Origin of the sequence: Sporosarcina cascadiensis (assembly GCF_009650995.1) — a bacterium.
GTDB lineage: Bacteria > Bacillota > Bacilli > Bacillales_A > Planococcaceae > Sporosarcina > Sporosarcina cascadiensis.
Map to the genome: position 1 here is coordinate 53,651 of NZ_WHVV01000001.1, position 12,747 is coordinate 66,397.

Annotated in this window: 15 protein-coding genes; all 15 read right to left on the reverse strand. The window is 44.2% G+C overall.

The window, feature by feature from the left end; translation table 11 throughout:
• Nucleotides 1-4: 4 nt before the first annotated feature.
• The gene (locus tag GDZ68_RS00270) at nucleotides 5-736 is read right to left on the reverse strand and encodes a heptaprenyl diphosphate synthase component 1 (protein ID WP_153720275.1); all 732 of its coding nucleotides are present in this window, start codon (nucleotides 734-736) and stop codon (nucleotides 5-7) included.
• A gap of 37 nt (nucleotides 737-773) precedes the next feature.
• Entirely contained in the window at nucleotides 774-995 is a 222-nt protein-coding gene (gene mtrB / locus GDZ68_RS00275) for a trp RNA-binding attenuation protein MtrB (RefSeq protein ID WP_085428802.1), read from the reverse strand.
• Between the two features lie 65 nt (nucleotides 996-1,060).
• The gene (folE, locus tag GDZ68_RS00280) at nucleotides 1,061-1,630 is read right to left on the reverse strand and encodes a GTP cyclohydrolase I FolE (RefSeq protein ID WP_153720276.1); all 570 of its coding nucleotides are present in this window, start codon (nucleotides 1,628-1,630) and stop codon (nucleotides 1,061-1,063) included.
• A 163-nt stretch (nucleotides 1,631-1,793) separates the two neighbouring features.
• Nucleotides 1,794-2,066, reverse strand: a complete 273-nt coding sequence (locus GDZ68_RS00285) for an HU family DNA-binding protein (RefSeq protein WP_037561579.1) — start codon at nucleotides 2,064-2,066, stop codon at nucleotides 1,794-1,796.
• A gap of 185 nt (nucleotides 2,067-2,251) precedes the next feature.
• On the reverse strand, nucleotides 2,252-3,730 hold the full coding sequence (spoIVA, locus tag GDZ68_RS00290; protein ID WP_153720277.1) for a stage IV sporulation protein A: 1,479 nt from the start codon (nucleotides 3,728-3,730) through the stop codon (nucleotides 2,252-2,254).
• Between the two features lie 88 nt (nucleotides 3,731-3,818).
• The gene (locus GDZ68_RS00295) at nucleotides 3,819-4,532 is read right to left on the reverse strand and encodes a hypothetical protein (protein ID WP_153720278.1); all 714 of its coding nucleotides are present in this window, start codon (nucleotides 4,530-4,532) and stop codon (nucleotides 3,819-3,821) included.
• Between the two features lie 3 nt (nucleotides 4,533-4,535).
• Nucleotides 4,536-4,739, reverse strand: a complete 204-nt coding sequence (locus GDZ68_RS00300) for a DUF2768 domain-containing protein (protein ID WP_153720279.1) — start codon at nucleotides 4,737-4,739, stop codon at nucleotides 4,536-4,538.
• 20 nt (nucleotides 4,740-4,759) lie between these two features.
• Nucleotides 4,760-5,782 (reverse strand): NAD(P)H-dependent glycerol-3-phosphate dehydrogenase, encoded by a 1,023-nt coding sequence (locus GDZ68_RS00305; protein ID WP_153720280.1) that lies wholly within the window; start codon nucleotides 5,780-5,782, stop codon nucleotides 4,760-4,762.
• A gap of 27 nt (nucleotides 5,783-5,809) precedes the next feature.
• Nucleotides 5,810-7,120, reverse strand: a complete 1,311-nt coding sequence (gene der / locus GDZ68_RS00310; RefSeq protein ID WP_153720281.1) for a ribosome biogenesis GTPase Der — start codon at nucleotides 7,118-7,120, stop codon at nucleotides 5,810-5,812.
• Between the two features lie 131 nt (nucleotides 7,121-7,251).
• Nucleotides 7,252-8,400, reverse strand: coding sequence for a 30S ribosomal protein S1 (gene rpsA / locus GDZ68_RS00315; RefSeq protein WP_153720282.1), 1,149 nt, complete (start codon nucleotides 8,398-8,400; stop codon nucleotides 7,252-7,254).
• A 146-nt stretch (nucleotides 8,401-8,546) separates the two neighbouring features.
• Nucleotides 8,547-9,131, reverse strand: a complete 585-nt coding sequence (locus GDZ68_RS00320) for a lysophospholipid acyltransferase family protein (RefSeq protein ID WP_153720283.1) — start codon at nucleotides 9,129-9,131, stop codon at nucleotides 8,547-8,549.
• Nucleotides 9,128-9,805 carry a (d)CMP kinase gene (cmk, locus tag GDZ68_RS00325; RefSeq protein WP_153720284.1) on the reverse strand — a complete coding sequence of 226 codons (678 nt, stop codon included), beginning with the start codon at nucleotides 9,803-9,805 and terminating at the stop codon, nucleotides 9,128-9,130. The genes GDZ68_RS00320 and cmk overlap by 4 nt, the downstream gene beginning before the upstream one ends.
• 72 nt (nucleotides 9,806-9,877) lie before the next feature.
• Nucleotides 9,878-10,516 carry a flagellar brake protein gene (locus tag GDZ68_RS00330; RefSeq protein ID WP_153720285.1) on the reverse strand — a complete coding sequence of 213 codons (639 nt, stop codon included), beginning with the start codon at nucleotides 10,514-10,516 and terminating at the stop codon, nucleotides 9,878-9,880.
• A 69-nt stretch (nucleotides 10,517-10,585) separates the two neighbouring features.
• The gene (locus tag GDZ68_RS00335) at nucleotides 10,586-11,869 is read right to left on the reverse strand and encodes a PepSY1/2 domain-containing protein (protein WP_194841005.1); all 1,284 of its coding nucleotides are present in this window, start codon (nucleotides 11,867-11,869) and stop codon (nucleotides 10,586-10,588) included.
• Between the two features lie 24 nt (nucleotides 11,870-11,893).
• A complete protein-coding gene (gene sleB, locus GDZ68_RS00340) occupies nucleotides 11,894-12,679 on the reverse strand; it encodes a spore cortex-lytic enzyme (protein ID WP_153720287.1) in 786 nt (261 codons plus the stop codon).
• Between the last annotated feature and the right edge of the window lie 68 nt (nucleotides 12,680-12,747).

The following is a 12,747-nucleotide window of genomic DNA, read 5'->3' on the forward strand; positions in this document are numbered from 1 at the left end:
CTTTCTACGTCAAGTTGCCTGCGTCAAGTTCAGCCATCCCCAGCAATTGATCAACCAAGGGTTTATGTAAGAAAAAGCTTTGTTTAACCCGATCTGTAAAGTTATCCTGTAATTGCTTGATCCATTGATCTGTATCCAGCGCATCGGGAACTAAATGCGGAAATTTCATGTCCTGCAGATTCATTTCTTTACTGTGGATCAGCCACAGCAGCGGAAACAGCACTTGCGCAATTGCTTTATAGCGTGTGAATCCGAATGTTTCATAGAATTCCATTATACAGGCGCTTTCCACTTCCCCGATTAATTGCAGCCGGTCTTCAGATCGGGCTGGCGGAGATTGCAGCAATGTTGTTTTACATTCATTGATCCGGCCGATTGCGGCAGACAATGAACGGATGAGCTGAAAATTAGGAATAGAAGCCAATAGCTTATAATGAATGCCGCTGAAGTGATCGCCTGCAAGGACCATCAACTGCTGTTCTTTGGAAGAAGCATCTGAGGCATCAATTTGATCATGGACTTCAAACGCTGTATGAATAGCGCCGATTGCCAAAGCAGCTTGATTCATTTCATCTGTCCACTGCTCGCCATTCAATAAAGGCAGCAGAAGCAAGAACGCTTTCTCTCTATCGATCAGGGCATGGCCCGCATCCCGTTCAACAATCGGCTGATAAATCGCTCTCCGCAAATTCTGTATATAATTGTCGATTTGGTCAGTGTATCCTTTTGTCTCCATCAGTAAGCTCCATTCCCATCAGCTGTAAAAGTGCCGGTCATTCTTTTTCTTCACTCGAAACCACTCCATGTGCTGTATGAATTTCAGCTTCTCCCCGAATTTTGATGGCGGATGTGTGCTCTGTAAACTGAGCGATCATGACTTCTCCCCGATCCAGCTTCTCGGTATGGTGAAACTTCGTATCATTGCCTCTTGTCAGACCAATGACATTCACGCCGTCTTTTTTGGCTTTAATAATTAGATAATCCGGTTGTGTCATGTACGCATCTCCAGTCTCTATATGGTCTTAATGATAGCATATAAATCGGGCGCCCGGCAAAGACCTCAGTTCGTTCGCAGGAGCGATAAAATTTCCGCACGTTTTACGTCATCGTGCTCATAAATCCCTCTCGCTACCGTCGTGATTGTCTTGGAACCGGGTTTCTTGATTCCTCTCATCGTCATGCACATATGTTCTGCCTCAATAATGATATAGACGCCGATCGGATTCAGCATATCCATCATTGCATCTGCCACAGTCGATGTGATGCGTTCCTGCAGCTGCGGACGGCGTGCAGTCGTTTCGACAGCCCTCGCCAGTTTACTCAATCCTGCAACGACACCATCACGCGGAATATAAGCAACATGCGCCACGCCGAAGAAAGGCACTAAATGATGTTCGCACATGGAATAAAACGGAATATCTTTCACTAATACTACTTCGTCATGATTTTCATGAAAAATGGTTTCGAAATATTCCTTCGGGTCTTTATTTAATCCTTCAAAAACTTCCTGATACATTTTGGCGACACGCTTAGGTGTATCCAGTAAGCCTTCACGCTGTGGATCTTCTCCAATTGCTTCCAAAATCATCGTGACAGCCAGTTCAATTTTATTTACATCCTGCTCATTCATTTCAGCATGTCCTCCTTAGGAACAAAACCTATTTCACCAAAATAGTAGCATATTCCGCACATTCCGTACAGCTAGTCTGCTTCATTATGTAAAAAGAAAGGAGTCCATCCATTCGCATCTGCAGAACAGATTCGCTGGACGGACTCCTATGTAACATCTCTAATTATTTTACTGCGTCTTTCAGTGCTTTACCTGCTTTGAAAGCCGGAACTTTACTAGCAGCGATTTCGATCTCTTCTCCTGATTGCGGATTACGACCTTTGCGGGCAGCACGTTCACGCACTTCAAAGTTTCCGAAACCAATCAATTGAACTTTATCACCGTTAGCAAGAGTTGATTGAATTGTATCGAATACAGCTTCAACAGCTTTAGTTGCGTCTTTTTTAGTTAGACCTGCCGCTTCTGCCACAGAGTTAATTAATTCTGTTTTATTCACACCGTTCACCTCCTCTCAAAGGGGGATGCTATTGCTGTTAACACTGTAAAAAGAGTAACATAAGAAAAACTGCGGTGCAACAATATTCTCGCGCTTTCCGCTTATAATCAGCATTTCCCCGCTTTTCTTGCCGAAATCGAAGAAAAAAGACCCGATATTGTCCGGATCTTTTCCCCTTACATGTATTAAACGATAAATGTAATCATTCCTTTATTGCCGTCATTCACCATCTGCTCAATTGTTTCCCGCAGTCGTTTTCTGGCATTATCCGGAACTGCAGCGGTCTTAAAACGAATGCTTTCTTTCATTACTTCATGCAGCGGTGTTCCGAAAAGCTGAGTTTCCCATAATGCATCTCGGTCATGCAAGTAGGCATTTTTCAATTCTTTCAGCAAGTGATGACTGTGGAATTCCGATCCGATCAACGGTGAAAATTCCGCTTCCATATCAATCCGTATAATATGCAGTGAAGGAGCTTTTGCTTTCATTCGCACGCCGAAAAATGTATCTTGTTTAATAAGTTCAGGAGGAGTCGGCTGGAAATCTGCGATCGTCGGCAGTGCTACACCATATCCGGTTTGTTTGGCCGTATCGATGGCCTCCGCGTACATATCATAGGATTTCTTTGCCTTGACCGCTTCTTTAATGAATGCCAGCCAGTCTTTCTTGGAACGCATTTCTGTGCCCATAAACTCCTCACATACCGCAATAAAAGCTCGTTCATCCATATCGATATTGACAATGGCCTTGCCTTTGCCTGCATCCACTTCCACAACATCCGCCTGGCGCACAAACTCTTCTTCCTGCAGCAATTCCGCAATTTCCTGCACTTTCCTGATCTTCGATACGCCGAGGAAACCATCATTGATTACGTGATCAATCCGTGCATTTAATTTATGTTCATCACCGAGCTCTTCCATCCAGTCCGGACGCTGCAGCTCAATGTCCGTGATCGGAAATTCATAAAGCGCTTCTTTGAGGATTAACTGGATTTCCTGGGCATTCAGCTGATCCGCACTGATGGCGATAACAGGCACACCGTACTTTTCATGCAGCTGCTGTTTAAGGTCAAGCGCCCTCTCATGAGCAGGCATTTTAGAATTCAATACAATGACGAATGGCTTGCCGATTTCCTTCAGCTTCGCAACAATTTCTTGTTCTGCCACTTCCGCAGCTGCTCTCGGGATATTGTTTACCGTGCCGTCAGTCGTCAGCAAAATTCCGATTGTCGAATGGTCTCCTATGACTTTGTCAGTGCCGATCCGTGCAGCTTCTTCAAATGGAATCGGTTCATTATGCCAGGGTGTATGGACATATTTCGGGCCTTCCTCATCTTCATAACCTTTCACCCCGTCGATTACATAACCTACACAGTCTGCCAGACGAACCTGGAATGCCAGCTCGCCGTCGCCAATCGACACACTGGTACCCTGGGCAGGGACGAATTTCGGCTCCGCTGTCATGATCACAGGGCCCGGTGAACTCTGAGGCAATTCATCCTGTGCACGTATCCTGTCGTTTGCGTCTGTCATGTTAGGGATCACGACTTCTTCCATGACGCGTTTAACAAAAGTGGATTTCCCCACACGTACAGGGCCGACCACTCCTATATAAATATCACCGTCTGTTCTTCTGGCTAGGTTTTCATATAATTCTTCTTTCATCTTTCGCCCTCCTTTTTCTCCGCATAGTAGTTTATGAAACAGAAAAACGTTTCATGCATAAAGCACGAAACGTTTAAGAAGTTTCTATTTATCTTTTCATAAATACGGGCTCATTGTCTTCGTTCACTGTGTATGGCAATGAGTATGCCGGAAGGACTTGAGAATTGTCAACAAGCAGATGGCGAATGTCTTCACCTGGTTTCACTTCAGGTTTCTGTTCCATTAGAATTTTGTTCAGATCGATGGAATAATCTACGTAGAAGTTCCCGTCTCCCGCCACAACAATCGGCAGATGGGCGTTGGAATACGGGCTTTCAACCGTCAGCGGCTCCTTGAAACCCATTTTCTTAAAATCAACTTCGTAAACAAATTCCCCGACAGGATCCAGGAAAGGAAGATCGCCGCTGATGAATTTACGTAAATTCAAATCGCGCAGTTTCTCTGCAATCCGCAAGTCTACTAATTTTACTGTAGGGTTTTCCTCAACATCTGTCAGTACATACTGAAAGATCCCGCCATTTTCAAATGCATTGGAAGGAATCTTTTCTGTGAAATCAGGAACAATCTTTGAAAATTCGATTGGATATTTTATATATTGGTCCGTTTCCAAATCACGTGTTTTAATTGGAAGCAGACCGCCTGACTGTTCCTGATACCGGTCAATTGCTTTCTGAATCGTTTCGATCTGATCCGGATAAGGCGTCTCGCTGGCCTGCTTCTCATCAGGCGGACGTGTCAGACATCCTGAGAGAACCATACTTATGCAGAGCATTACAGCTAGCATAATAATTCTTTTATTCATAGATTACGCTCCTCCCGTCGGCCCATTGAACACTAAATAGACCATCGCAAAGAATGCGGTAATTAATAATATATAGGCTATAATTGCTAACAGGACTTTTACTAGACGATTTTTCAATTTATAGCGGCTTACATAAATCAAGCCCATGGAAATCACCATAAAACCCATTGCATAAAAAGATAGCCACATTTTATCTAACGAGGACAAAACTGTCACCTTCCTACTGTTTAAATACCACCGAAGAACATATCAATTTCCTGTTTCTTACCGCGGCTCATCAATTGATCCACTGCTTCTTTAGGAGGAATTTCTCCAAATAAAATGGAATACAGAGCGGACGTCAGCGGCATAGTCGTGTCAAAGTGCTCTGCCAGCTGATTGGCGGCTTTCGTCGTACGGACGCCTTCAATCACCATTCCCATTTCATTCGTCACCTTATCTAAAGATTGCCCTTTTCCTAGAAGATTGCCTGCTTTCCAGTTTCGCGAATGGACACTTGTACAGGTAACGACCAAGTCACCAAGTCCGGTCAAACCGGAAAAGGTCTGCTGGTCGGCACCCATGCGGACGCCCAGTCTTGTAATCTCAGCCAGTCCCCGTGTAATGAGCGCTGCTTTCGCATTATCTCCGTAACCGAGGCCGTCTGAAATACCGGCAGCCAGCGCGATGACATTTTTCAGCGCACCACCTAGCTCCACTCCTATCACATCCGTATTCGTATAGACACGGAAATAATTATTCATGAATGCATCCTGCACCCGCTCGGCCGCTTCCATATTTGACGAAGCGGCAGCCACCGTTGTCGGATGGCGGAGCACTACTTCTTCAGCGTGGCTGGGTCCGGATAAGACGACAACAGCCGAACGCATGGATTCATCTATTTCCTCTTCGATAATTTCAGAAATACGTTTCAGCGAATCCGGTTCAATTCCTTTAGAAACATGAACAAATAAAGCAGGCTTCTTCAGTGTTGCCTGGATCTTCCTGCATGTTTCACGCATGGCGACCGTCGGGACAGCGAGCACGATGATGTCCGAATGATTGACTGTCGCAGCCAAGTCACTGGTGGAGGCCAGGTTTTCGGGCAGGGTGGTATTCGGCAAATACTGATGATTCGTATGCTGCCTGTTTATTTCATTGGATTGCTCTTTACGTCTTGTCCATATCAAGCTGTCGTGGCCATTTTCAGCCAGCACGAATGCCAGGGCGGTTCCCCAGCTTCCTGCTCCAACGATAGAAATTTTCTCCATTGGCTCAATCCCTTTCTGCTTTGGAATTTAACTTCTTGCTCTAGTGATCAAGCGAATAGGCGTTCCTTCAAAACCGAACGCTTCACGCAGTCTGTTTTGTAAAAAGCGCTCATACGAGAAGTGCATCAGTGAAGGTTCATTGACAAAGATTACGAATGTCGGCGGCTTTACTGCTACTTGTGTTGCATAATAAATGCGCAGACGCTTTCCTTTATCGGAAGGTGCCGGATTTCTGGCAACTGCATCTTCAATGACTTCATTCAGTACACTGGACTGGATGCGCAATGCATGGTTTTCACTGATCATTTGAATCTGGGAGAACAGAGTATGGACGCGCTGCTTAGTTTTAGCCGAAACAAAGACGATTGGCGCATAATCAAGGAATAAGAAATTATGACGGATATCATCAATAAATTTATTCATCGTTTTATCGTCTTTCTCTAATGCATCCCATTTATTGACGACGAACATAACACCTTTACCCGCTTCTTCGGCATAGCCGGCAACACGCTTATCCTGTTCGCGAATACCCTCTTCTGCATTCAGTACGATCAGTACTACATCCGAGCGGTCAATGGCTTTCAGTGCACGAAGAACACTGTATTTCTCCATATTCTCATAGACCTTGCCTTTTTTACGCATTCCGGCAGTGTCGATAATTTTATAAAGCTGGCCGTCCACTTCTTTTGTTGAGTCAATTGCATCTGTTGTTGTTCCGGCAATATCACTGACGATTACACGGTCTTCTCCAAGCAGCGCATTAACCAAAGAGGATTTCCCGACGTTCGGACGTCCAATAAGGGAGAAACGGATCGTATCCTCGTCCTCTTCCTCCAAATCCATTTCCTTGAAGCTTTCTGCAACAGCATCCAATAAATCTCCAAGACCCAATCCATGGGAACCCGAAATAGGGTACGGTTCTCCAAATCCAAGTGAATAGAAATCATAAATCATTTCTCTCATTTCTGGATTATCGACTTTATTGACCGCCAATACAATGGGTTTTTTAGTCTTATACAGCATTCTTGCTACTTGCTCATCCGAGTCGGTTACGCCGTCTCTGCCGTTTGTTAAGAAGATAATTACATCTGCTTCTTCGATGGCGATTTCCGCCTGCATGCGAATTTGTTCAATCAGCGGTTCGTTGCTTATATCGATGCCGCCTGTGTCGATCAGATTAAATTCATAGTTCAGCCAGTCTGCTGCACTGTATATACGGTCGCGCGTTACACCCGACACGTCCTCTACGATGGAGATCCGTTCGCCGACGATCCGGTTGAATATAGTCGATTTTCCGACGTTCGGTCTTCCTACGATTGCTACTGTTGGTTTTTTCATTTTAGTTCATTACACCCTTCCGACCTATCTTTGAATATTATACACAAAAAGAATGATGATGCATATGAAAGCATCATCATTCCCGTCCCGCTTATTGTATTAGATGTCGTTTGTTGATCACAACTGCCTGTTTACTCTTTAAACTTCTTCAACTGATCACCAATGACATCCCCGAATGAAAAGCCAGATGTTTCTTCCGGCATTTCGTAGCTGAAATTCTCTTCACCCGGCGCTTCTTCTTTTTCAAGAAGATCTTTGATGCTCAGTGAAATACGTTTTTCTTCCGGGTTGACGTCGAGCACCTTCACTTGAACTGTCTGCCCTTCTTCGAGCACTTCATCCGGCGTGCCGATGTGAGTGTGTGCGATTCTTGAAATGTGTACAAGTCCTTCCACTCCTGGGAATATCTCGACGAATGCACCATATGCCACCAGACGTTTCACGGTCCCTTCTAAAACGGAACCGATCGGTGCTTTGTCTTCAATGCCTTCCCATGGTCCGGGCAGCGTGTCTTTGATCGACAATGACACCCGCTCTGCGTCACGGTCTACTGAGAGTACCTTGACTTTTATTTTATCGCCTTCTTTCAGGGCGTCGGACACGTTATCAATGTGACCGTGGGAAATTTGCGAAATATGAACAAGTCCGTCCACGCCGCCAATGTCCACAAATGCTCCGAATGAAGCAATTCGCTGCACAGTCCCTTCTATTACGTCGCCGTCCTGTATTTCAGAAAGCACTTCTTCTTTTTTCTTATTATTTTGCTCTTGTACGACAGCACGGTGTGAAAGGATTAAACGGTTCTTTTCCTGATCCATTTCCACAATTTTAAATGTCATTGTACGACCTTTGTAGTCTTCGAATGACTCAACGAAATGATCTTCTACTAAAGAAGCCGGAATAAATCCGCGGACACCCAAGTCTACAACCAAGCCGCCCTTTACTACGTCTTTTACTTCTGTTTCAATAATTTCGCCGTTTTCATACTTAGCTTTTAATGAATCCCATGCATTTTCCGCGTCAACCTGGCGCTTGGATAATACATAAGCATCATCTTCTACTTTTGTAATCGCCAGCTGCAATTCATCACCGACTTCGACTGCATCCGAAGCTTTTTCAATATGCAAGCTGGAAAGTTCGCTGATCGGGATTACGCCGTCAAATGGTGCGCCTGAAATTTCAACTGTTACAGATTTCTCTTCAACCTTTGTTACTACACCTGTTACATGCTCGCCTTCACCGTATTCTTTAACTTCATCCATATTCATCTCTTCAGTCATATGTAGTCCTCCTCCATAATGAATCTTATCTCTATAGTATTCGAAACTACAGGTAAAAACAAAAAATTACACTTATTCTTTTAATTCCTTTATTGCTTGATGAAACTGTTTTCAAACTTTTTCGGCCGTAACCGATTCTTCTAAAATCATTTATACTGCTCTATCAGCTTGGCAATTTCAAACATGATTGCTTCTGTCACTTCTTCAGCCGAAGCCTTTCTTTCACGGTAGGGAGTCATGTCAAGCGGCTCGCCGTAGACAACTTTTAATTGGGAGAATGCTTTATACGGTCCGATGATTGCACAAGGCATGACTTTCGCGTCGCCGCCTTTTAAAGCAAAGAACCCAGCACCCGCCAGCCCCTTCCCCAGTACTCCTGTCTTGCTCCGGGTGCCTTCAGGAAACAATCCCACCACTTTCCCGTCGCGCAGCAGTTTAATCGTCGTACGGAAAGCTTCCCGGTCGCTCATCCCTCTTTTCACAGGATAGGACTGCACTTTCGGCAAAACGGTTTTCAGGACAGGCTTCTGGAATAACTCTTCTTTCGCCATGAAATGAACGGTTCTCGGACAAGTAATCCCGACAATCGGCGGATCCAGATTATCAATATGATTTGTGCACAGCAGCACGCCGCCTTCTTTAGGGAAATTCTCTTTGCCAATCACTTTTATTCGATAGAGGGGGTAACAGACTGTGCTGATTAAAAACTTGCCTAAAGGATACAAATTCATCTTGCCAACCTCTTTTCAGCATATTCCACAATCATATTCGTTACCTGTTCTATTGTTTTCCCCGTTGTATCAATTATAATCGCATCTTCTGCTTTTTTTAACGGAGAAATTTCTCTTTCGCTGTCCGCCTTGTCTCTTTCCGTGATTTCACGCTTCAAAGTTACATAATCACTTTTCATTCCGCGAAGCTGTTCTTCTAGTAAACGTCTTTGCGCACGTTCTTCCACAGAAGCAGTCATAAAAATCTTCAATTCGGCGTCAGGCAGTACAGTTGTGCCAATGTCGCGGCCGTCCATTACAACCGAACGCTCTTCCGCAAGATTCTGCTGTTTCTTCATCAGCAGCTGGCGAACGGATGTAAGCGCTGCGATCGCAGATACTTGAGAAGTCACTTCATGTGAGCGAATTGCTTCCGACACTTCTGCACCGTCCAATAAAACTCTTTGGGCTTCATTTCCCTGTTCCAGTTCAATATGAGTCCGGCTGATTAATTTTGCCACTTCTTCTTCATTACAGGGATCCACGGCGTTTTGAAGCACTTTATAAGTGATCGCCCGGTACATCGCACCTGTATCGATATATGTGTAACCTAATTTTTTTGCTACTAATTTGGCAATCGTGCTTTTCCCTGCAGCAGCAGGTCCGTCGATTGCAATTCTCATTTCACGCGTCATGCCTACCCCTCCATTTTCGCTATTATTGTACCATAAGCAAAAAGGAAAAGTCTGTTGAAGATAGACTTTTCCTTAGGAATTCCGCAGCTGCAGCTGGCGCTCAAAGCAGTAGCGTATAATATGCTGACGGTCTTTTTCATCAATTTCTTCAAACTGTAAAGAAGTTAAGCGACGATTATCCTGTTCCCAGTTCCGAACAACTTTTGCTTTACAGGAGATATATTTGATCTCCGTCTTCGAAAAATGAAGCACGATCAGAAGATCCAATTCTTCCTGCGGATTAAAAAACTCATGGTTTTTCATATTGACCGCTAAACCGCCTGCGCTCAAATCAGATGATACCAGTTGCAGCGATTCTGAATCCGCCTGTACAGACACATCCAGTGAAGTGTCTACACGGACGAACTCTCTTCGCTGGATTTTGACCAGTTCTTTATCACCCGGGTATTTAACCTTCAGCATAGGAATGGTTTTATTCATTCTGCTGTGGACTTCTGTGCGAAAAGCATAAGACATTTTGTAGTCATCAACGAAAGTGATGACCAGCTGTGTCCCGTCAATAAAGAAAGCAGTTTTGCCTGTTTCCATACTGATTGGATAGTCCATCATGAAATGTTCTCCATCTATATCCACTACACGGCATTTAAACTTTTCCGATTCCTCTGTGTAATCTTTTTCAATCGTCAACACCGTACCAATTGTGAGCTTCATTTCTCCACCTGCCAATATTACTATTTAATCCTATTATGTCATGTGGAGAAGTTTTTTCCAATCTATTTTTTATTGTTTTTCTGTTTTAATCACTTCTAATGTGTCCGTATCGATCACAATTTTGTATGTCTCTGGATTTTCATCGTTCGAAACTACTGTCAGGTAATGGGCCAAACGTTGCTGCAGCTGCATATTTTCTACATATGCCAGTTCTTCTTCCATCACTTTTACTCCGGGACGGAAAAACTCCTGCCAATTCACCGGTCTGATCGGCTGAGGTTTCAGCTGTTCTGCGCGAATATATTCTGATGTATTCACCCCTAATACCTCGCCAGTATCTTTCGCCATTTTGATATGAATAGGATCGGAAAATACTTTGGCCTGATTCACCGGATCTTTTCTGACAAACACAAAGTGCCAGGCTGTGTCATTTTCTCTTGCTTCTTCAAAGACCACATCACGGTACTCTGCCTGATGCAGAAAATCGGCTGCCAATTTCTTCAATTCCTCATATTCCTTTGTCGGCTCACCCATCCGGCGTTCAATTAGATAGGACAGAATATGACCGCCCTTCTGTGTGATATCAATATAGCCGATCGAGGAATTTTCAGCAAATCGGATATGGTAAAACGGGTATGGCGATCCCTTCCTGCTTTTTTCTGCTGCAATAATATCATTGGAAACGCCGGGAAGCAGCTTTTTAAACAATCGTATTGCTTCTTCCTCCGTTATTTTAGCGTCTTTAATATTTTGAAGCTCCTTCTTCTTTTGCGCATCCGTTTCACTTGCCGTCAAAGGAAATACCGCTTCGCCGTATTGCTTAATTGACTGCCCCAGCTGATGCCAATTCTCTGAATGTTCTTTTGCTGCTCCTAATTTTTGTTCCCAGTTTACCATGTTCATTTGTCCGGAGAGTAAATCCGATGTCGCAGACTGCCATTCAGCCGACAATTCATTTAAGTTTTCCGAAGCACGCTGAATCACCGCATAATATTCATCTGGATTTCCTTCCTCCGTTGACTCTTTCGCAAAGTTTCCCAATCTTCCCAGATAGTTCATCCAGGCTGTCGAAAAGCTTTCGTTCACGGGAAGAGAACCGATGGAATTTTTAATATCTGATGAAAGTCGCCAAATATTCTCTCTTTCCTTAGATGTGCTTTTTTGATCTTCAAAAAGCATCGATTTCTTAACGGCTTCCTCCAATTCACCCAGTTTTTCCGACGCATCCGAGATACTCTTGGAATACTGCGTGTTCAGTGCAATTGACAGCTGTTCACTCTCCTGCGCTTTTCCAAAAGCATAAACTCCTAGTACGATAAATGCATAGCTTAAAATAAATATCATTCGTTTCATCTCGAGCATTTTCCCTCCTTTCTATTAATGACAGAAGATGTGCAGCCCGATTTTTTTAATCTGCGGACGTGACCAGATCCACTTGCTTGTTGCGGTAATTGGATTGAAATAATAAATGGCGTTTTCAGAAGGATCCCAGCCGTTTATCGCGTCAATTACTGCTTCCTTTGCACGTTCATTCGGAGTCAGCCAGATCTGTCCGTCTGCCACTGCGGTAAACGCACCGGGCTGGAACACCACTCCGCCGATAGTATCGGGGAAATCAGGATGTTCGACACGGTTTAAAATGACAGCTGCAACCGCCACTTGCCCTTCATACGGCTCACCGCGCGATTCCCCATACACAGCATTTGCCAATAAATTGATATCCTGATTAGAATATTTCGCAGGGGCCTGCATTTGTTTTTGCGGCTTGCTTCCCGATTTTACTTGAGAGGCCAAAGGCTGGCCTCCATAGTAGGTAAACTGATTGCCTTTAGCAATTTGACCTTTCACATACTTCTCGTCATAATCCGAAATTCCCTGCAGCTTCTTTTTCGCACTTTTACCTGCAATCCCGTCTACAGGCAGACCATATTGCTCTTGGAAATTCCGCAGGGCCCAATACGTGCCGTAGCCGAAATTCCCATCAATCTCACCGTGGTAGAATCCGATATATTGAAGTCTTGCTTGCAGCTCAATGACGTCATCACCTTTTGCACCTTTCGCTAAATCACGTCCGCTAAATGCTGAGGTCTGATTAACGAAAAAAGAGCAAATCATGACACTTGCCATTACAAGAAAAAGGAAGCGTGTAGCCGCTCGCTTCATGTAACATCCTCCTCCAAATCAATGTGCTTTTTTCTAGTTTGTCCTAATTATCTTTTTTTATTAAAGAA

What these genes read in the sequence shown, in the direction of transcription:
- GDZ68_RS00270 (WP_153720275.1), bottom strand. Translation starts at nt 736, where the DNA reads ATGGAGACAAAAGGATACACTGACCAAATCGACAATTATATACAGAAT.
- mtrB (WP_085428802.1), bottom strand. Translation starts at nt 995, where the DNA reads ATGACACAACCGGATTATCTAATTATTAAAGCCAAAAAAGACGGCGTG.
- folE (WP_153720276.1), bottom strand. Translation starts at nt 1,630, where the DNA reads ATGAATGAGCAGGATGTAAATAAAATTGAACTGGCTGTCACGATGATT.
- spoIVA (WP_153720277.1), bottom strand. Translation starts at nt 3,730, where the DNA reads ATGAAAGAAGAATTATATGAAAACCTAGCCAGAAGAACAGACGGTGAT.
- GDZ68_RS00295 (WP_153720278.1), bottom strand. Translation starts at nt 4,532, where the DNA reads ATGAATAAAAGAATTATTATGCTAGCTGTAATGCTCTGCATAAGTATG.
- GDZ68_RS00305 (WP_153720280.1), bottom strand. Translation starts at nt 5,782, where the DNA reads ATGGAGAAAATTTCTATCGTTGGAGCAGGAAGCTGGGGAACCGCCCTG.
- der (WP_153720281.1), bottom strand. Translation starts at nt 7,120, where the DNA reads ATGAAAAAACCAACAGTAGCAATCGTAGGAAGACCGAACGTCGGAAAA.
- rpsA (WP_153720282.1), bottom strand. Translation starts at nt 8,400, where the DNA reads ATGACTGAAGAGATGAATATGGATGAAGTTAAAGAATACGGTGAAGGC.
- GDZ68_RS00320 (WP_153720283.1), bottom strand. Translation starts at nt 9,131, where the DNA reads ATGAATTTGTATCCTTTAGGCAAGTTTTTAATCAGCACAGTCTGTTAC.
- cmk (WP_153720284.1), bottom strand. Translation starts at nt 9,805, where the DNA reads ATGACGCGTGAAATGAGAATTGCAATCGACGGACCTGCTGCTGCAGGG.
- GDZ68_RS00330 (WP_153720285.1), bottom strand. Translation starts at nt 10,516, where the DNA reads ATGAAGCTCACAATTGGTACGGTGTTGACGATTGAAAAAGATTACACA.
- GDZ68_RS00335 (WP_194841005.1), bottom strand. Translation starts at nt 11,869, where the DNA reads ATGAAACGAATGATATTTATTTTAAGCTATGCATTTATCGTACTAGGA.
- sleB (WP_153720287.1), bottom strand. Translation starts at nt 12,679, where the DNA reads ATGAAGCGAGCGGCTACACGCTTCCTTTTTCTTGTAATGGCAAGTGTC.